The organism is Rhodomicrobium udaipurense JA643, from assembly GCF_000636015.1.
Classification (GTDB): Bacteria; Pseudomonadota; Alphaproteobacteria; order Rhizobiales; family Rhodomicrobiaceae; genus Rhodomicrobium; species Rhodomicrobium udaipurense.
This window is the reverse complement of the sequence record NZ_JFZJ01000022.1, coordinates 15,490-35,039: the sequence shown is the minus strand read 5'-3', so window position 1 is coordinate 35,039 and position 19,550 is coordinate 15,490. Positions and strand designations below refer to the sequence as shown.

14 protein-coding genes are annotated in these 19,550 nt (G+C 60.6%); 4 read left to right on the top strand and 10 right to left on the bottom strand.

Translation table 11 applies throughout. The features are described from left to right. From T281_RS05550 to T281_RS17465, 3 genes are all read left to right on the top strand, one after another. On the top strand, positions 1 to 848 hold an 848-nt coding region (locus T281_RS05550; RefSeq protein ID WP_037235453.1), incomplete at its 5' end, for a TonB-dependent siderophore receptor. Then, positions 842 to 2,482 carry an enterochelin esterase gene (gene fes / locus T281_RS05545; protein WP_155955111.1) on the top strand — a complete coding sequence of 547 codons (1,641 nt, stop codon included), beginning with the start codon at positions 842 to 844 and terminating at the stop codon, positions 2,480 to 2,482. The genes T281_RS05550 and fes, both read left to right, overlap by 7 nt. A gap of 323 nt (positions 2,483 to 2,805) precedes the next feature. Beyond that, a complete protein-coding gene (locus T281_RS17465) occupies positions 2,806 to 5,745 on the top strand; it encodes a methyl-accepting chemotaxis protein (protein WP_052037097.1) in 2,940 nt (979 codons plus the stop codon). Positions 5,746 to 6,021: 276 nt separating this feature from the next. Here T281_RS17465 and T281_RS05535 read toward each other — a convergent pair whose 3' ends face one another. The 6 genes from T281_RS05535 to T281_RS05510 form a co-directional block, all read right to left on the bottom strand. Continuing rightward, complete coding sequence (locus T281_RS05535) at positions 6,022 to 7,155, bottom strand: ceramide glucosyltransferase (RefSeq protein WP_037235448.1); 1,134 nt, start codon at positions 7,153 to 7,155, stop codon at positions 6,022 to 6,024. 181 nt (positions 7,156 to 7,336) lie between these two features. Beyond that, positions 7,337 to 10,504 carry an efflux RND transporter permease subunit gene (locus T281_RS05530; RefSeq protein ID WP_037235445.1) on the bottom strand — a complete coding sequence of 1,056 codons (3,168 nt, stop codon included), beginning with the start codon at positions 10,502 to 10,504 and terminating at the stop codon, positions 7,337 to 7,339. After that, positions 10,501 to 11,898: an efflux RND transporter periplasmic adaptor subunit gene (locus tag T281_RS05525; protein ID WP_037235442.1), complete on the bottom strand. Its 1,398-nt coding sequence runs from the start codon at positions 11,896 to 11,898 to the stop codon at positions 10,501 to 10,503. Before T281_RS05525 ends, T281_RS05530 begins: the two co-directional genes overlap by 4 nt. 2 nt (positions 11,899 to 11,900) lie before the next feature. Continuing rightward, positions 11,901 to 12,293, bottom strand: coding sequence for a FixH family protein (locus T281_RS05520; RefSeq protein WP_037235438.1), 393 nt, complete (start codon positions 12,291 to 12,293; stop codon positions 11,901 to 11,903). Positions 12,294 to 12,377: 84 nt separating this feature from the next. After that, complete coding sequence (locus T281_RS18660) at positions 12,378 to 12,716, bottom strand: hypothetical protein (protein WP_155955110.1); 339 nt, start codon at positions 12,714 to 12,716, stop codon at positions 12,378 to 12,380. Between the two features lie 383 nt (positions 12,717 to 13,099). Continuing rightward, on the bottom strand, positions 13,100 to 14,035 hold the full coding sequence (locus T281_RS05510; protein ID WP_052037095.1) for a LysR substrate-binding domain-containing protein: 936 nt from the start codon (positions 14,033 to 14,035) through the stop codon (positions 13,100 to 13,102). A 123-nt stretch (positions 14,036 to 14,158) separates the two neighbouring features. On the opposite strand from T281_RS05510, the gene T281_RS05505 reads away from it, so the two are divergent. Further along, positions 14,159 to 15,064: a DMT family transporter gene (locus T281_RS05505; RefSeq protein ID WP_052037093.1), complete on the top strand. Its 906-nt coding sequence runs from the start codon at positions 14,159 to 14,161 to the stop codon at positions 15,062 to 15,064. A gap of 167 nt (positions 15,065 to 15,231) precedes the next feature. Here T281_RS05505 and T281_RS05500 read toward each other — a convergent pair whose 3' ends face one another. From T281_RS05500 to T281_RS05485, 4 genes are read right to left on the bottom strand one after another with little or no spacing between them, the layout of a single operon-like run. Beyond that, the gene (locus tag T281_RS05500; protein WP_037235432.1) at positions 15,232 to 16,956 is read right to left on the bottom strand and encodes a hypothetical protein; all 1,725 of its coding nucleotides are present in this window, start codon (positions 16,954 to 16,956) and stop codon (positions 15,232 to 15,234) included. Next, positions 16,953 to 18,077: a protein-glutamate methylesterase/protein-glutamine glutaminase gene (locus T281_RS05495; protein WP_037235429.1), complete on the bottom strand. Its 1,125-nt coding sequence runs from the start codon at positions 18,075 to 18,077 to the stop codon at positions 16,953 to 16,955. The genes T281_RS05500 and T281_RS05495 overlap by 4 nt, the downstream gene beginning before the upstream one ends. Positions 18,078 to 18,085: 8 nt before the next feature. Beyond that, positions 18,086 to 18,967 (bottom strand): CheR family methyltransferase, encoded by an 882-nt coding sequence (locus T281_RS05490; RefSeq protein WP_081796615.1) that lies wholly within the window; start codon positions 18,965 to 18,967, stop codon positions 18,086 to 18,088. A gap of 46 nt (positions 18,968 to 19,013) precedes the next feature. Beyond that, positions 19,014 to 19,496 carry a chemotaxis protein CheW gene (locus tag T281_RS05485; protein WP_037235426.1) on the bottom strand — a complete coding sequence of 161 codons (483 nt, stop codon included), beginning with the start codon at positions 19,494 to 19,496 and terminating at the stop codon, positions 19,014 to 19,016. Between the last annotated feature and the right edge of the window lie 54 nt (positions 19,497 to 19,550).

Sequence of the window (19,550 nt, the reverse complement as noted above, 5' to 3'; positions counted from 1 at the left end):
ATCAGATCGAGATCGGCCGCCTGAACCTGCTTGCGGGCGTGCGTCACGATTGGGCCTCGAACGAGGTCACGAACTATCTCAAGAGCGGCGCGAAGACGTCGCAGGACGACACGGCTACCACGTGGCGCGCCGGGGCCATCTACAATTTCGACAACGGCATCTCGCCTTATGTGAGCTTCAGCCAGTCCTTTGAACCGGTGACGCAGGCTCCGGCTAGCGGACAGGCACCCTTCAAGCCGACAACGGGCGAGCAGTATGAGGCCGGCATCAAATATGCTCCGCCCGGCACGCGTATGCTGTTCACGGCCGCCGTCTTCGACCTGACAAAACAGAACGTCCTTACGCGCGCGATATTGACCGATCCGTACACACAGATCGGCGAAATCCGCAGCCGCGGCCTCGAACTCGAAGCCCATGCGGAACTGACCGAAAACATTTCCGCCGTGGCGAGCTACAGCCATATCGACATGGAGGTAACGGACAACCTCGACAGCACGGTTCTCGGCAAAATGCCGGCGCGCGTGCCGATCGATCAGGTGTCGCTCTGGGGCAAGTACGATTTCAAGGACGGCGCGTTCAACGGCCTCGGTCTCGGCGCGGGCGTGCGCTTCATCGGCGAGAGCTGGGGCAACGACACGAACACCTTCAAGGTGCCAGCGGTCGCGTTGTTCGATGCGTCCGTCAGCTACGACCTCAGCGCTTCCTTCCCGAACCTTAAGGGTACGAAGCTTCAGGTCAACGCCACGAACATTTCCGACGAGCAGTATGTGGCGTCTTGCGCCAGCGCTGGCGCTTGCTTCTACGGTTCCGGCCGTGCAGTGACGGGGCAGATCAAATACTCATGGTAATGATAGAAACCTCATGCCCTGCCCGGTCTCTTGCCCGGGCGGGCTTTCTCGCGGTGATGATGACAACGGCTTTTCCGCAGGGTTCGGTGGCGGGTGAGGCCTCGCCGCTCCGGCTCAATCCCGGCGCTTCGGTAGAAGTGAATGTCGCGGCGACGGCTCCCGTCCATCTCGATGCCGGAGCGCGCCCCGGCGATTACGTGGCGGGTGTGGTCGATGCCGGAAGCTCCGCCGCTACGCTCGAACTCCTGAAGGACGGCAAGCCCGTTCGGCGGTTCTTTCTCGAAGCAGCGGGGCGAAGCGACTTCCGCTATGTCGCCGATCAGGGAGGCGCCGTGCTACGCGTCAGCACGAAGGGCGCGGCGCATGTCATCGTCAGACTCGAAAAGCGCATAGGCGTGTCGGAACAGGGCGCGCCGAAAGCCAAGCTCGCAAGCCCGATCATGGCGGACCTTGCCGCCAAACTGGCGGCGGGCGAACGCACGGATGCCTTCTGGCGAATGGTGGCTGAGAAGGGTGCCCCTCTCGTTGAGCCGGGCCCGGCCGGCAAAGCGACCGTCACGTTTCTCGCGCGCGGAGCCAAGCACGGCGTTCGCATTCTCGGCGCGCCGAGCAGCGATCACGATCCGATGGAGCGCCTCGCCGACAGCGACGTTTGGTTCAAGACCTATCTGTTGCCGTCCTCGACGCGGCTTTCCTACAAGCTCGCGCCAGACGTGCCCGACTTCCCGGGCACCGAGCGGGAGAGGCGCGTCGCGATCCTTGCGACCGCACAGGCGGACCCGCTCAATCGCACGCCGTGGCCGGTGGAGGCGAGCGACGCCTACAACCAAAGCTCAACCGTCTCATTGCCGGACGCGCCCGCGCAGCCGTGGATCGCGCCCGCTGGCGCGCACTCCGGCACGCTTTCGAGCCTCACCTTTGCGAGCGAAAAGCTCGGCAATGCTCGCGACGTGACGATTTACACCCCGCCGGATTTCAACCCCGCCGATCCCGACACAGTGCTGCTATTCGTGTTCGACGGTCGCGAGTACCAGAGCAAGGTGCCGACGCCGCTCATCCTCGACAACATGATCGCAGCGCGCGTCATCCCGCCAACGGTCGCCGTCTTCATCCCGAACATCGACGGCGATGCCAGAGCCACCGAGCTTCCCGGCAACGCAACCTTCGCCGATGCGCTGGCGGAGGAGCTGCTTCCCAAGGTGCTTGCGGCGACCTCGCTCAGGCATAGTCCCGCGCATACCGCTCTCGCGGGATCTAGCTTTGGCGGGCTGGCCTCATCGACCATCGCGCTTCGTCATCCCGAGGCGTTCGGGAATGTCATCAGCCTGTCCGGCTCGTATTGGTGGCACCCCGAGGGCACCGAGCCTGCACGCGACAATCATGTCGCTACGCTCGTCGCATCGACGCCGCGACGAGACCTCCGCTTCTTTCTCAGCGCGGGGCTTTTCGAATCCAGAGGCGGCGGACGTCCGAGCATCCTTGAGACGAACCGTCATTTGCGCGACGTACTTGAAGCGAAGGGCTATGCGGTGATCGCGCGCGAATATGCGGGCGGCCACGACTATCTTGTGTGGCGCGGAGCACTGTCGGATGGGCTGCTGGCGCTGTTTGGCACCAAAGGAAACCGGCCTTGACGCCAGTTCAAACCGGACGCTCCGATGAAAAATTGCTCTCGGCGCCCAAGCGGCCATGTCAATGCACCGCGTGCGCTTACGCCCGCAAACGGATCGGGAACGTTCGTGGGGGAATCGTACAAACCGGGCAGCCGGCACCACCAATTCCCCTACGGATCGTCGTTATGGGTGAGACGTCCTCAATTCCCGTCAAAGCCACGTTCGCTCCCGGTTCGCGCACCTATCCGAGCATCACAGTTTTAGCCATCTTGGCAACGGCCCACTAACCGCCCTCTTGTACAACTCAAGGCCACGCTTGATTGAGGCTGGCATTGGAGTCGGGGATGTTGAACGTACTTTTCGCGCCAGCCATGGCGATCATGAGCAGACTTCATTTTGGAGCGAAGTTGGGTCTCGCTGGTCTTCTGTTTGTTGTGCCGTTGGCGACGCTGTCATTTGAACTGTACAGCGAGCTCGACAGGGACTTTCAGTTCAATCAAAAGGAACGGATCGGAATTGAATTGATTATGCCCGCGCGCCGCCTGCTACAGGCGGCGCAGGACTATGGCATCGCAAACCCTATCGCCCTCACCGGTCAGGAGGAGGCCAAAAAGAAAGAGGCAAAGTCCCGAGAGACTGTCGATGAAATACTGGAGCTTTTGACGAGTAAAATCACCCCGATTCAGTCGTTTCATAAAACGAAAGAAGCTTTGCCTATTTTGAAACAAAACTGGAAGGCAATAAATATTGCGTCTGCTTTCAACGCGATCGATGTCGGAAACGACAAGATGATCGAATTTACGAACAAGCTCCAAGATTTCATTGTCCTTATCGCTGACGAAAGCAACTTGACGCTGGACCCGGAAGCGGATGCATACCACCTCATCTTGACGACGACCTCAAGCATTCCGGCGCTCTCCAGCAATCTGATCCGTCTCGGATATGAAGGCGAAGCCGTGCTTTCGAGGAAAGAAAGCTCAGCATCCGAGCGCGTTCGGCTGAGCGTGCTGTCAGAGATGGTAAGCCGCGATTTCGATGCATTGAGGCAAGATCTCGATAAGGCCATGACGGCCAATCCAAACATTGCGGAGACAATAAAAACCAGGACCGACCAAGCAAGAGTTGCAGCGGCATATTTTCATAAAAGAGAAGTGGGCGCTATTTTACGCGGTGACTTCAGCACCGAGCGGGATGAATTCGCCAAGCGCGGCTCCTACGCTGTGGAAAAGCTTTACGCACTTATGGATTTTTCGCTTGATACGCTCGACGGCATTTTAGTAAGCCGGGGCCAAAAAGACGAAAGAAATATGCAGTTTGTTTTTCTCGTAAATGGTGCCGGGCTTTTTCTTGTTCTCTATATTTTCATCGGCACACTGCTGTCGGTTCTTCGTTCATTGAAGGCGATCGAAAATGGCGCGAACAGGCTCGCCCATGGCGACCTTGCCGAGCAAGTCGAAAGCCATTCGAAAGATGAACTCCGGAAGGTGGGCCATGCCGTCAACAGCGTGATGGCAACGTTGCAAAAATTCTCTGCCGCGCAACTCGACATGGCGCGTGCGCATAATTCGGAAGGGCGTATTTCCGCACGCCTGCGCGCGCATGAATTTGCGGGAACCTATGGTGAGATCGCCCACAATGTGAACGAGATGGTGCGTGGGCAAATTGATCTGACGATGCACATTGCCAAACTCGTAGAGGAATACGCCGACGGCGATTTCTCAAAGCGCATTCCACCTCAGCCAGGTGAGCGCAAGGTCATTACGGACGCTATCGAGAAGGTCCGCGACAGGCTTGAAGCTGGTGCCAATGCCGCGCGGTATACCGCGCGCGTCAAGGCAGCGCTCGACAATGTTGGCGTCCCGGTTCGCATCGCAGATACCGAAGGCCGGATCACTTATGTGAACAAGGCCTTCATGACGATGCTAGAAAAGCACGAAGCGGCTTTCCAGCAGCAATATCCCGGCTTCGATGCTGGCAAGATTGTGGGAAGCGTTGAAGTATTTGGTAAAAATGACAGCGCTTGGACGTCGGCACATTCGCAAAAAGAGCCCGCCCTACGCAGAGTGTTCGGCGGGCGAGACTTCGATATCGTCATCAGCCCGGTCATCGACGAGCACGGCGAACGGCTCGGGACGGCCGCGCAATGGAACGATATGACCGAACAACTAACCGCAGAGAGAGAAATAGCTGCTCTTGTCGATGCCGCCGCTGCGGGCAACTATTCGAAGCGGGCGTTGGAAGCCGGCAAATCCGGTTTTCTCCTCCAGATGTCACAAGGCCTCAATGCGATCCTCGGCACGAGCGAGCATGCTCTAAATGACATCGACCGCCTTTTGAAAGCTTTGGCGGCTGGCGACCTTAGCCAGAAGATCGATAACCGTTTCGAGGGCGTGTTTGCCGATTTGACAAACAACTCGAACAGAACTGTCGATCAGTTGCGCGTTATCATCGCGCAAATCCGAGCTGGGTCCGGGACAATCCAGAACGCCGCGAGCGAGATCGCGTCTGCGAACGATGATTTGTCAAGGCGCACAGAAAACCAGGCGTCAAACCTTGAGGAAACAGCGAGCAGCATTGAGGGAATTGCCTCAACGGTGAAGCAAAACGCCGAGAACGCGCAGGAAGCCAATAAACTCGCCGCAGAAGCATCCAAATGCGCGCTTCACGGAGGAAAGCTGGTGGCCAAGGTCGTGACGACCATGAATGACATCACCGCAAGCAATCGTGAGATTGCGGATATCACCACCATAATCGACGCCATTGCTTTCCAGACGAACCTTCTGGCTTTGAATGCAGCGGTCGAGGCGGCGCGGGCAGGCGAGCAGGGTCGTGGTTTCGCCGTGGTGGCATCGGAAGTGCGCAGCCTTGCTCAGCGTGTGGCTGAAGCCGCCAAGGATATCAAATCAGTTATTGCGAACTCGGTCGGCAAGGTCGACGAAGGGGCCAAACTCGTGGAAAGCGCCGGCATGGCGATGCAAGAGATTGTTGGCCAAGTGCAGCGCGTCAGTTCGATCGTCGGCGATATCGCGATGGCCAGCAAGGAGCAGAGCGAGAACGTGCAGCAGGTGAATGTGGCAATCACTCAGATCGACAGTATCACGCAGCAAAATGCCGCGCTTGTAGAAGAAGCGACGGCGTCGGCGAGAAGTCTTGAGGAGCAGGCCCACGAGCTTGTCGATGCGGTCGCCTTTTTCAGGATCGCGGAGGAACGCTCTTCCTCAAGGAGCGAGCCAGCCCTTTCGCATGGTGTCGCTAAACGGGTAAAAGACCCCGCGCTGCATTGATGTGCGTCTTGAACTCAGCACTCGTCCAAGCGCGAGCCGGGCAGCCGGCACCACCGATTTCCCACGGATTGCGAAGCTCTTCGGCAAATTCGTCGGGATAACGAAGATGTTGCTGTACGGTAGCGGGATGAAGCTCGATCATGTTCGCTGAGCGGGGATAACAGCAAGCTCCTGATTGCAACAGACCTACACACGATTTCCTGGCGCCAACCGCTGTTTCGATCATGGGCGCCCGGCGTTGACTAAAGTGGTTGAGTGCTCATTGGGCGTCGTAGATCAGGCTTCCGTCGTACGGGTAAGGTGAATTTCATTGCCGCGCCATGAAAAGCTGTCCCCTGACCAGGCTGCGATCCAGAGGAAAGGCAGCATAAGGTCGCGTAAAGCCCAGGCAATCGGCGACGTAAGCCTTAAATGCCATCCCGATACTCTTGCAAGAACTGCCTCACTTCCGAACCAAAGAACCATAAGGATTATTATGGCGAGCGTTGACGACAGGCCGGCATTGTCTGCGGTGTAGGCACCCGCAAGTATCGGCAACAGGCTACTGGAAAGCAGCTCCGGAATAAACACGGCTGGAAATGTCGCGCGCCTTAGCCGCGCCCACCGAACCTGTCTGTTCCAGACTTGGGCGCGTGATCGAAGCCCCAATGGCTGTCCGAAAGGGCGATCGACAAGCCGGACGCGAAGCCCCTGGCCCCTTACGACCTTTGTCGCGGCTGCATCTTCGGCGATCTCTGCGCCAAGCGCGCGGATACCGCCAGCTTGATCAAGCTGCGATCGATGCCAAAGCATCGTTTTTCCCTGGGCAAAGCCAAGCCCGACGCTGTCAGCGGCGTATTGCCAGCGCAGTTGATAGGTGTTCAGAAATGCGCATTCAACTTCGGCCCAAATCCCCTTTGGCATGCAACCCACCGGTGGGGAGCAGAGAACTCCGGTGTCTCCTCGCCATCCTTGAAGGAGACGCTGGATATAGTCCGAAGGCATGAGGACATTGCAATCCGCAAGAATGATCCAATCGTGACTGGCCGCCTCCCACCCTTTGATAACGTTGTTAAGTTTTGGATTCGCTGTCGTCTTGTCCGGTCCGATCAAGAGCCGCGCGGAGATCTCGGGATGGGCGGCGATCAAGTCTCTTACGAGGTGCAAAGCAGGATCGTCTGCATCTTCGCAACAAAAGATGAGCTCATAATTTGGATAGTCGAGTGCAAAGCCCGATCGCAGCGTGAGCTTATCGTAGGGGTCAAGTCCGCGCAAAGGGCGCAAGATAGTTACCGGCGGAGTGAAATTGCACGCCGGTCGTGAGAGACTGAAAAGTGGGGAACATCGAAATGCGGTAAGAAACGTGCTCAAAAGATGGATTACTACGGCAGTCGCGCAGAACAGGGCTACAAGCCAGTCAAACAAGTGCATCGGGCAAAGCTACGCATGTGAGCCCCAACATTGAGGTGGCGAGCACAATGCCAACGAGAGATGACTGGAGCATGACAGAGCTTGGGAAGCGTCCCGGCATGGGGCTCGGCGACACCATCGCCGTGACGCTAGCCCCCTCGCGGACCTTGTCTTCGCGCACGTCTGGCGGGGTGGTTCCCCCTCACCCGTCTGCTGTCACGGAAGGGCGAATCGCCTGCTCCGTTGTGCGCGGTTCCGGCTTCGACAGGCCGCCCCCCTTGACCAGCGCATAGATCGCCGGGATCACGACCAAGGTCAGAACCGTCGATGAGACCATGCCGCCGATCATAGGCACGGCAATGCGTTGCATCACTTCGGAGCCGGTCCCCGTGCTCCAAAGGATGGGCAACAGCCCCGCCATGATCGCCACGACGGTCATCATCTTGGGTCGGACGCGCTCCACCGCGCCGCGCATGATGGCTCTGTGAAGATCGGCCCTTGTGAACGGCTCGCCCTGGGCTTCGCGCTCAGCCTTCACCTCCCGTAGCGCCTGATCGAGATAGATCAGCATGACGACGCCCGTTTCGGCCGCGACGCCCGCAAGCGCGATGAAGCCGACGGCGACAGCCACCGACATATTGAAGCCGAGCCACCACATCAGCCATAAGCCGCCGACGAGCGCAAAAGGCAGCGATAACATGACGATCAGCGTTTCTGTGAGCGTGCCGAAATTGAGATAGAGCAGCAGGAAGATGATGGCGAGCGTGAGCGGCACCACGATCTTCAGCTTCGCGATGGCGCGTTGCATGTATTCGAATTGGCCGCTCCACTGGACATAAGTCCCGGTCGGGAACTTTACATTGTCCGCCACCGCTTTCTGAGCGTCTGCAACATAGCTCCCGAGGTCGCGGCCTTGCATGTCGACATAGATATAGACCGCGAGTTGCCCGTTTTCCGTGCGGATCGCATTCGGCCCGCGCGTCTGTTGCACCGTGGCGACCTCCCCGAGTGGTACCGCGCCACCGCCGGGCAACGACACGAGCACCTCGCGAGCGATCGCTTCGGGATTGTCGCGGAAATCGCGCGGGTATCGGACGTTGACGGTGTAGCGCTCGCGGCCCTCGACGGTCGTTGTCACGGCTTGGCCGCCGAGCGCCATGGCGATGGTGTCCTGAAGGTTGCCGATCAGGAGGCCATAGCGGGCGAGCGCATCGCGATCAGGGACGATGTCGAGGTAATAGCCGCCGATCACGCGCTCGGCGTAGGCGCTGGTGGTGCCGGGGACATTTCGGACGACAGTCTCGATCTGCTTTGCGACCTGATCCAGTTCGGTCAGATCCCTGCCGAGCACCTTGATGCCGACAGGCGTGCGAATGCCAGTCGCTAGCATATCGATGCGCGCCTTGATCGGCATCGTCCATGCATTGGAAACGCCCGGAAATTGCAGCGCCTTGTCCATCTCGGCGGTCAGGCTTTCAATGGTGACGCCAGGCCGCCATTCCTCCTTCGGCTTCAGGTTGATGACGGTTTCGAACATCTCGGTCGGGGCCGGGTCTGTCGAAGTCTCGGCGCGTCCCGCCTTGCCATACACCGAAGCGACCTCTGGAAAGGTCTTGATGATGCGGTCCTGTGTTTGCAGGAGATCCGCGGCCTTTGTGATCGAGATGCCCGGCAAAGTCGTCGGCATGTAAAGCAGCGTGCCCTCGTCGAGTGTCGGCATGAACTCGGAGCCGAGCTGCGAAGCGGGCCAGACGCTCGCGCCGAGGACGGCAAGCGCCACGGCAATCGTCAGCGTTCTCGCCTTCAACACCCCCTTGATGATGGGCCGGTACAGCCAGATGAGCGCCCGGTTGATCGGGTTCTTGTGCTCGGGGATGATTTTCCCACGCACGAACAGGATCATCAGCACCGGCACCAGGGTGATCGAAAGGATCGCCGCCGCCGCCATCGAGAAGGTCTTGGTGAAAGCGAGCGGACCGAACATCCGCCCTTCCTGCGATTCCAGCGCGAAGATCGGCATGAAGGAAACGGTGATGATGAGCAGGCTGAAAAACAGCGCCGGGCCGACTTGTTTCGCCGCCTCGATCAGGATTTCGGAGCGCGGCTTGCCCGGCTCGGCGCGTTCGAGATGCTTGTGCGCATTCTCGATCATGACAATCGCGCCATCGATCATGGCGCCGATGGCAATCGCGATTCCGCCGAGGCTCAGGATGTTTGCGCCAAGCCCGAGCCAGCGCATGGCGGCGAAGGCCAGCAGGATGCCGACCGGCAGCATGAGAATGGCGACCAGCGCGCTGCGAATGTGCAGAAGGAAGACGATGCAGACCAACGCAACGATGGCGCTCTCTTCCAGGAGCGTGCTTTTCAGCGTGTCGATCGCGGAATAGATGAGGTTCGAGCGATCGTAGACCGGAACGATATCCGTGCCCGCGGGCAAGCTTGGCGCGAGTTCCGCCATGCGCTTCTTCACGTTGTCGATAACGTCGAGCGCATTCAGGCCAAACCGCTGAAGCGCGATGCCGCTCGCGACCTCGCCCTCGCCGTTGAGTTCTGTAATGCCGCGCCGCTCGTCGGGTCCAAGTTCGATCCGGGATACATCGCGCAACAAGACCGGCGTCCCATTATCCACCTTCACGACAATCTTGCGCAGATCGTCGACGCCGCGGAGATAGCCCTTGCCGCGAACGACATATTCGAATTCGGAAAGCTCCAGCGTGCGGCCGCCGACATCGGCATTGCTGGCGCGAATGGCGTCGCGGATCTTGTCGAGCGATATACCGAGATCGCGCAGCCGCTGCGGATCGACGATCACGTTATACTGCTTCACGAAGCCGCCCGCGCTGGCAACTTCGGCGACACCCTCGGCCTTGGCGAGACCATAGCGCAGCGTGAAATCCTGAAGCGAGCGCGTCTCCGCGAGGTTCAGCGTCTTTGAGTCGATGGCGTACTGATACACCCAGCCGACGCTTGTCGCATCGGGGCCGAGCACCGGCGTAATGCCCGTGGGCAGGCGCGCCGATGCAGCGTTCAAATATTCAAGAACGCGGCTTCGCGCCCAGTAGATGTCGGTGCCGTCCTCGAAAATGATGTAGACAAACGAGACGCCGAAAAACGAAAACGCGCGAACGACTTTCGATTTCGGCACCGTCAGCATCGCGGTTGCCAGAGGATAGGTAACTTGATCCTCGACCACTTGCGGCGCCTGGCCCGGATAGTTCGTGTAGACGATGACTTGCGTGTCGGACAGATCGGGGATGGCATCAAGCGGCAGATGGCGCAGCGCATAGATGCCGCCCGCGATGGCGAGGAGGGTTGCGATCAGCACGACCGCGATGTTGCGCGCCGACCATTCGATGATGCGGGCAATCATTTCGCTTCTCCACCGGTAGTGAGCCCCTGAAGCGCGGCTTTGAGATTGCTTTCCGCGTCGATGAGAAAGTTGGCGGCGGTGACGACCTTGTCCTTGTCGGAAACGCCCTCCCTGATTTCGACGAACCCATCGCCGCGATTGCCGGTTTTGACTTCGCGCGGCTCGAAACGGCCTTCGCCCTTGTCCACGATGACGGTTTTGCGGATACCGCTGTCGATGATCGCGCTTTCCGGAACAGCGACCACAGGCTTATTGCTGCCGCTGTCGATAACCACATCGGCGTACATGTTTGGCCTGAGGATCGTCTCGGGATTTGCGAGTTCGATGCGCACGCGCGCCGTTCGCGTTTCCTTGTTCAGGACGGGGTATATGAGGCTGATCGTTCCGGTGAAGGTCTTGCCGGGATAGCCGCGCGGCGTAACTGTTGCCTTTTGGCCCGGCGCGATCATCGCGAGATCCCGCTCCGCCACGTCAGCCAGCACCCAGATCACGGAGAGATCGGCGATGCGAAACAGGACATCGCCCGTCTTCGCCTGCATGCCTTCGACGACATTGTGTTCGACGACGAAGCCGTCTCGCGGCGCTGGCCAGACAACCGTCAGCGACCCTTGCTTGCTGCGCTCGATGTCCTTGATGATCGCGTCCGGCACGCCGAGATTTTCAAGGCGTTGCCTTGCGCCCCTGTTGGCGGAGAGGCCTCCGGTATCGCGTATTCCCAGATCGGTGACGTATTGAGCTGCCGACGCCGACAAGACGGAGCTGTATACGCGCATCAGGGGCTCGCCTTTGCGGACCTTGCTGCCCGTCGTGATGTGCTCCAACCCGTTAAGGAAGGCATCGAAGCGAAGCGCAACGACCGACTGGCGATGCTCGTCGGCCTGAACCACGCCGGGAGCGCGGATTGAGGTCACGAGCGCGCGCCTGGTCACCGGTTCGGATCGCACACCGGTCCGCTGGAGTTTCCCGGGGGAGATTTTGACCGTGGAGCCGTCTTCCTCGTCGCCCTCGTAGACGGGGATGTAGTCCATCCCCATCGAGTCCTTTTTGGGCGCGGAGGAGACGTCGGGCAGCCCCATGGGATTGCGGTAATAGAGGATTTTGCGACCGCCTTGCGGCTTTGCCGGCTTCGCGCCCTGGAAGCTTGCCTCCTGATCCTCGTACACCGGCAGGTAGGCGCGGCCATCGGGCGTCTTCTTCGGCGCGGGCGAGAAATCGTTCTTCCCGTCCGGGTCTCGCCAGTAAAGAACCTCGCGCCCGACCGCGCCCGGCTCCGCCGCCATGCTAGTCGCAACGACGCGCACGCTTGGCCATGTGCCGGGCTCCGATCGGTAGCCGACAACGGCGCTCGCGAAGACCGCCATGACGGCGGTCCCCGCTAAAAGCTTGCTGTTCATGACTAGTCTTTGGCCTGGATCAGGACCGTGCCTTCGACAGTCTCGCTCTCGCCGGGCACCTTGGCCATGAGCTTGAGCGCCCAGCTTCCAGCCATCGTGAGATCGGCCTTGAAGCGGTAAAGCCCTGGCTCGCTCGATGCGTCCGCCGCAAGCTTGCCCGTCATATCGCCCATGCCATCGGGGGACATGTCGAGGCGGGAGCGGAACAGCACGGCACCCGTCACGGGCTTACCCGTTGGCTTGTGGACAAGCCGAACCGCCACGTCTCGGCCAGAACCGGCCTTGAGATCGTTGGAAACAGCCTGGAATTCGTAGTCCTTCGCTCCGGCAAATGCCTGAGAATCGAGGAATGCCACCGCAAGCCCGAGGGCAGCGGCGCTGAAATGCAATTTCATCGCGTCAATCCTGTTCGAAGAGTTTCTGTCGCGCGCGCAGCCGCGAGCAACCGCAGAACGTGCTGGGACTCGGTTCGAATGGGATCAGACTTGTGGAGGCGGTGCCGGAGGTTGGCGCATGCTGTCGGGCGGCCTATTGGCCCGATGAAGAATGTGGCGCGTGGGGATGGTCATGGCGGCAAGGGCAACCGGCCGCACATCGACCATCGCGCTGAAGCATTTCAAGCACAAGCAGGAGTCGTGCGTGCATTTCGCCTTGGAGCCGCAGCCGTTGCACGCGTCGGCAGGAGCCTTCGACGGAGCTTTATGGCAACCACCCATGCCGCCCTTGTGCTCGGGCATCATGGACTGTGCGGAGGCGTGATGGCTGGAAGCGTCGCTTTCGAGGGCATGGCCCTGCATGGAGACGGAGTGCGTGGCCATGGCCGAACTTGTGCTTATGCTAAGCACAAGGCCAATCGAGATAATAATGGCCAACAAGGTGCGCAAGATCGCCACGCTTTCGGTTCGTCATCCTGACACAGAACCCTACGGCAGATCGGTTTGAACTCCAAGCTCCACTTTTGCTTGCATCGAGGAACCGGAAAATCATTCGACTTGCTCTCGTCGACGTTCACCGGGAAGCAAGGGTGGAAGTGGCAATTTTCATAATGTATGCAATGCTTATAAGCGGACAAGGCGCTTTGTCGTTACGGGTCGCAACAAGCCAACAGACGAAGCGTCTAATGCTCGCTGAAGTGCTGGCCGGTCGCACGCCTCAGGTTTGACCCCATTAGCTTTGGTATCCTCAAACAACGGGGCGTCGCTCAAGCCGCAGACGAAAGACGCCGCACCCCGTTGGCGACGCTGGGTGAGCTTTCGAGAAACGCCGCAAACTTGCGGTAAAGCTCGTCGCGCGCGTTCGCGACCATGACGAGTTCGGCTTCCGGCAGGGGCGGAAAGCCCTCTTCAGCGCCGAGAATCACGTGATCGCGCCCGGCAGAGCCGCGTGGCAGCACGGCGATGCCGAGCCCTGCCGAAACCGCCCTGCGGATGTTCTCGTAAGACGAACTTGTGTAGGCGAGGCAGCTCGGCTTGCCCACGCGCTGCATCGCGAGGAGCATCGTCTTGCGGTAGGTGCAGCCATCGGGGAAGCCAACCAGCGGCACCGTTGTAAACTGGCCGAGCGCTGTCTTCTCGCGGCCGAGCCAGGTCAGCGGCTCGCTGCGAAGCACCTTTCGTGGCGCGCCGCCGACGTTCGGGCTTTCGCCGCGCGCGCGGTTGAGCAAAGCCACATCAATCTCGCCCGCGTTGAACATGTCGACGATGGCGGCGGACATCGCGGAGGTCACCTCGATGCGCAGCTCGGGGTTCATGTCGAGGCAGCGCGAGAGAACGCCGTGGATGTCCAGCACGTCGAAATCGTCGGGCACACCAAGCCGGATGCGCCCCGCCAGCGGCGGCCGCTGGAACGAGCCGACCGCATCGGAGAGACGGGCGAGGATCTCTTTCGCCATCGGCAGGAAGCGCGCACCTTCGAGCGTAAGCCCGGCGAAATGGCCCTGACGGCGCTCCAGAAGCACGCAATCGAGAATCTGCTCAAGCTTCTTCAGGCTTTGCGTCACGGCGGATTGCGTGCGGCCAAGATCGAGGCTCGCACCAGCGAAGCTGCCGCCTTCCGCAACCATTACGAAGGCGCGCAGTTGTTCGAGCGTGATGCGGCGGTCGGTAAGCGTCGATGCTGTGTCGGCGATGTTGGCCAAGGATGCGCTTCCTTTTGCTGCGACTGGTGCAGATGGATTGCCACCCCAGCATATCACTCTAGCTTATTATAGCGCGCTGATTATTAATTTTGCAACGAGCGTTCGGCCTGCGATCCTTCGCTCATGACCCAGATATCGCGCCCCGCCCTCATCGCCCTCGTGCTCCTTTTCAGCCTGATCTGGAGTTCCGCCTTCGTCGCCGGCAAGATCGCCGTGCGCGATGTCGACCCAATTCTGGCGCTGGTGATCCGCTTCGCGTTGAGCGCCGCGATCATGGCGCCGTTCTGCCTCGGGAACCGGGTGGCATGGAACACCCGCATCGTGAAGACTGGTCTGCTCTTCGGCCTGCTGAACAATGCAGTGTATCTTGGCATGAACTTTTCCGCGCTCGCCTTCACCTCGGCCGCCGTGGTGGGTGTGATCGTGAGTTGCGCGCCGTTCCTTGCCATCCTTTTTTCGGTGGCGCTCGGGCATGAGCGGTTCGATCTCGTCAAGACGCTGGGTGTGTTTATCGGCTTTGCGGGGGTGATCGTCATCATCGGCTTCGATATCGGTGCGGGCGATGCCGTGGGCGTCGCGCTCGCCGTCGGCGGCACGACCGCTTTCGCGATGGCAACCGTGCTGTTTCGCGGCCGCGCGACCGGGCTTCCGGTGATCACGCTCAATTTCTGGCAATCGACCGCGGGCGCGCTCGCTCTGCTGCCGGTGCTCGCGCTGAAAGGCGTTGTTGCGCCGACCTTTACGGTCTCAGCCACGCTGGCGATCCTTTATCTCACCGTCGTGGTAAGCATCGGGGCGAGCGTGCTCTGGCTCCTGCTCATCCGCTGGAGCGGAGCGGCGAGCGCGGCGTCCTATCACCTGCTGAACCCGTTCTGGGTGGTGATCCTGTCCTACATCGCGCTCGGCACGCCGCTTGAGCCGCGCGCATTTGTCGGCGCGGCCATCATCGGAGCAGGCCTGCTGTTGACGACGCGGAGCGCCGCGCCGGTTGCGCCGCCTGCGCTGGCGAAATCGGGCGAGCGTTGTTAGGGCATGTCTGGGCGTGCGCGATACCCGTTCTCCCCGAGTGTAGTTTTTGCCAGATGTTTTTATTCAAGACATAGGCGAAGCGTGGTTGCCCCGGCTCCAAGTCCGTCGCGCGCTTCATCCGAAAACCAGACCATCACAGGATGGGACTGAACATCTGGTGCGGCAGCTTAAAACAAGAGGCTATCGAGGTCTTCTCCGGCTTCTTCCTGCGTATCGATGCAATCGAACGACACAGTTGCGTCCCCGCAAGCCTGGTCGTGGATGACTCTCTCTTTATGCATCGTGTACCGGGAGCGGATCGCGGCTAGTCTTTCGAGGTCGACGGTCAAATTTGCGAAATCCCGCTCTCCTGCTGCGAAAGTAAGCGTCGAGATGAGATCCGGCCAAACGTCCTGACCGGCAGCGCAATGGCGAACGCGCTCCGCCGCTTCATCGAGAACGCCGATGGTTTTCGGGCCCGCCCGCTTCAAAGTAACCGCCTCCTGTTTGACGCGCCCGAGAACCGCCTCAAGCAGCCTCGCCGCAGCCATGGGGTCGCCATTCACCTCATGGACGCCGAGACGTGCCGCGCCCTCGCGGGCAGCTTCGACGGTGTGTTTCAGGTGGGTGAGGATCTGACGCATTCTAGTCGCCGCGCTTCGGGCGCTTTTGGCGACAGCGCCCAGTTCGGCCGCGATCACACGCAGGCCATGCGCGCTTTCTCCGAGCCGCGTGCAGCGGATGGCCATGTTCAGACGCAGGAGCTGAACCACATGTTCGGTCGCCTCAATGGCATCCATCTGACCGAGCATTTCCTGCATGGCATCCGCCGTTTCCTCGCCGAGCTTGCGGCCGGCGCGACGCATCTCCGCGTCCTGCTGCAAGAGGGGAACGATGGATTGAAGATTTTTCCCCAGAGCGGTCAGGGCATGGCTGCTGTCCGCGAGGATCTCGTCCGCCCGTTCCCGGCCTTCCTCAAGCACGGCCTCGGCATCGCGGCGAGTCCCGTCGAGCGCAGACGACAATGCTCCAACCTCGGTGACAAAGTCCTCGTTCGTCGAGGCAAGCTGCAACGCCGCCAGACGAAAAAGCATCGCTTGGGTATCATCATCGGCGCGATCCCTGATCGAGCCCAGGATGTCCTCGACATGCTCAAGCCGCTGACGCGTGCTGTCACCGATCTGCATGGCCGCAATCGCATCGCCGATCCGTGCGCTGATCGCCGATGTCAGTTGGCCGGATCGCGTTGCATGCGCAGCCGCACGGCCTTGTTGAAGTTCGATGGTGGCGAGATCGGCCCTGAGCCGTTCCGAGATCGTCGCCATGATCTTCGCCTGTTCGCGGTTGAAGGCGAGGTGGCCCTGCTTCGCGCTGGCGACGGTTTGGCAAACGCGGGTGTGGATGTCCAGAATCGAGCGGACTGTCGCGCGGGCATCACGCCCAATATCGGTCATCTCGGCGACAAAGGCGGCGAGATCTTCGTCGCCTGCATCGATGCCGGCCGCCACCACGCGTGCGTTGAGTGCGATGAGGCCCAGCATTCGGACGGCATTGCCCAGATCGTCGAGGGGATCCTTCAGCTTCTGGATCGTTTCCGCGAGCTGTCCGACGCCGGTATCGTCGGTCGCAAGATGGCCGACGATGTCGGCCACCTCGTCGCGCAGCGCGTGCACGCTCCCGACGACGCTAAGGAAATCGCGGCCCTGAAACTCTGCCCCCATGGCCTCATGAGCGGCTGAAACGGTCCGGAGCAACTTCACACCGCATATCAGACGTTCGCCCATTTCGAGGAAGGTCCGCTCGATCGCCTTCCGAGGCTCGGCAATCTCCGCGATCATCTCCGAAAGATCGCCGACATCCCGTGCGAAAAACCTTCTTGGCTTCTCGATAGCCACCGCGTTCAGTGCCGTCATGACGCCTTCACCATATCGACTGTGTGGTTGCGCGCCTGCATGATCACGTGCGCCATGCGCGACAGAGGTAGAACCTTTACAGCCGCCCCTCGCTGAATCGCTTCCCTCGGCATACCGAAAACGATGCTGCTTTCCTCGTCCTGAGCGATCGTGAAGGCACCCGCCTCACGCATCTCCAGAAGGCCCTGCGCCCCGTCGTCGCCCATGCCCGTCAACAACATGCCGAGCGCTTGCGGCCCGAGGTGCTGCGCCGCCGACCGAAAGAGCACGTCCACCGAAGGCCGGTGCCGACAGACCGGAGGTCCGTCCTTGATGGTCACGCTGACGCGGGAGCCTGCGCGCTGGAGGAGCATGTGGCGATTCCCCGGCGCGATCAGCACACGCCCCGGAACCACTGCGTCTCCGCTCTTGGCCTCCTTGACCGACACGGCGCAAATGCCATCGAGGCGGCGCGCGAATGCGGCGGTGAACTTTTCCGGCATGTGCTGAACGATGACGACCGGAGGACACTCAGCGGGTAGTGCGAGGAGGATATCGCGGAGAGCTTCCGTACCCCCGGTTGACGCGCCGATGCAGACGATCATGTCGCTGGCGCTCTCCAAGTCGGCGCGCCTTCGAGCCCAACCCCGGGGAATGATCGCGTCCGCCGTGAATTTCCCCTCCACCCGAAGCGGTTGAGCCGCTCGCGGCTTCAGCTTCGCCTGCGCGGCGGCTTTGGCGGTATCGCAGATCCGCATTCGCGAGTGCTGAAGGAACTCGACTGACCCGACGCGCGGCTTTGTCACGACGTCGACGGCCCCCGCCTCCATCGCCTCCATGAGGGTGCTCGACCCCTCTTCGGTCAGGCTCGAACAGATCACGACCGGCAGAGGGCGCTGCGCCATGATCTTGCGCAGGAAAGTCAGGCCGTCCATGCGCGGCATCTCGATATCGAGAAAGATGACGTCGGGCACCTCGCGGCGGATGCGCTCCGCGGCGACATAGGGATCGGAAGCCGTCCCCATCACCTCGAGTTCGGGGTCGCTGGAAATGATATCCGCCAGGGCCTGGCGGACCGACGCGGAGTCGTCCACGATCAGGACTCGTGGCTTCTCGCCGGAGCTTCTTGATGGAGCGCGCATCGGTTGCCTCACGAGACCTGGTAGATGGATGGAGCGACCTGTCGGGCGTTCAAACTGTTGCCGACCCATGTCTCTGAATGGCCGAGAAAGAGATAGCCGTTCGGTCTCAGATGGCTGACCAATCTGCGGGTGACTTCAATCTGTATGTCCTTTTCGAAATAGATCAGGACGTTGCGCAGGAAAATGGCATCGTAGTCGTGGTCGAAGCGATAGGTTTCGGCCATCAGATTGATGGCCGAAAATTGCATATGCTGCCGCAACTCGGGGACGACACGCACCTCATTGGCTTCGGGATCGCGCGAACGCATGAAATAGCGTCGCCGCAGCGGCTCCGGGACCGGAGCCACGAAGCCCGCCGGATAGACCGCGCGCCTGGCCGATGCCAACATCCTTGTCGAAACGTCGGTGCCGAGAATTGAGAAAAGGAAGCGGAGCTTGGCGCTTGCCAGTTCGGCGAGGACCATGGCCATGGTGTAGGCCTCGGCGCCATTTGAACTCGCCGCGCTCCAGAGTTTCAGATGCGGGGTTCTCTCGCCATGACGGCGGGCGAGAAGATCCGGCACGGCTCGATTGGCAAGAAAACTGAAATGCTCAGGCTCGCGGAAGAAGTCCGTCTTGTTTGTCGTCACGACATCGATCAGGTGCGTTAACTCGGACTCGAGAACACCCGTATCGAACAGGTAGCTGCAATAAGCGTCGAAAGTCGGCTTGGCGCAGGCGCGCATGCGCTTGCGAAGTCGCGTCTCGATCATCGTTCTCTTTGAGGGCGGCAGGCGGATCCCGGTCTGCCGACTGACGAGGTTTGCTATGCGGACAAAGTCGTGGTCTCCGAGTTGATCGGGATCGGGCAAACTCTCGCGCCGGGCATCGGCAAGCAGGGCAACGGCCATTCCAAAACTCCACTAAAACAAATCCAGTCCATCGAGTGGACAGCCGTCAGTTAGTCTGTAGCGTCTCAACCGCACTGTCTGACGAAAGAGCGTCAGCCAGAAACAGTTGGTCGAGATCGAGGACCGTGACGAAAGCCCCCGCGCGCCGTCCCACGCCCGCCACGCAATCGGCGCGCCAACGCGCTCCAAGATCGGGCGGCGGCTCCAGCGCGCCCTCGTCGAGGCCGGTCACCTCAAAAACCTGGTCTGTTTTCAGTCCGAACCGGCGTGTGGCATTCTCAACCGAAACGTCTAGGACGATGATGCGGGTATTTTGCGTGTCCGCCGCGGCAGGCAACGCGAGCTTCGCCCGCAGATCGATCACGGGCACGTTCTGGCCACGAACGTCGATCAGGCCGATAAAATCGGCCGGGGCGTTCGGCATGGCCGCGATAGGCTGGATCTCAAGAATTTGCTGAACGCTCTCGACGGGCACCGCGAAAAGGCCACCGGCGACGCCAAGCGTGACATAGTGTGTTTGGTCGGCCATCCTGTTCTCCCTGGTTCTCATTTAGGCCCCGGCGGCTCGCGGCCGGGGCCTACG